General features: G+C 36.3%; 2 rRNA genes. Both read left to right on the plus strand.

Features of this window, described 5'->3' with window-relative positions:
• Positions 1-122: ribosomal RNA gene (locus VJI94_RS08490) — 23S ribosomal RNA — on the plus strand; the annotation flags it as partial.
• A 63-nt stretch (positions 123-185) separates the two neighbouring features.
• Positions 186-259, plus strand: a 5S ribosomal RNA gene (gene rrf / locus VJI94_RS08495); the annotation flags it as partial.

The following is a 259-nucleotide window of genomic DNA, read 5'->3' on the forward strand; positions in this document are numbered from 1 at the left end:
TGAGATTTCCTGTTGCAGAAATGCAAGAGAGATTCGATAAAGAAAATGTCGTAGATAGGTCAGAGGTGTAAAGGTGGTAACATCAAAGCTAACTGATACTAATAAATCGAAAGCTTGACCAGAAATATATACTCTTTAGTTGTGAGGGTATTAAACAGAAATATATTGAAAGAAAAGTAAACAAGTATGGCTGTGATAGCTAAGAGGATACACCTGTTCCCATCTCGAACACAGAAGTTAAGCTCTTAAACGTCGAAGG

It is taken from the genome of Parvimonas sp. D9, from assembly GCF_035282565.1.
Lineage (GTDB): Bacteria > Bacillota > Clostridia > Tissierellales > Peptoniphilaceae > Parvimonas > Parvimonas micra.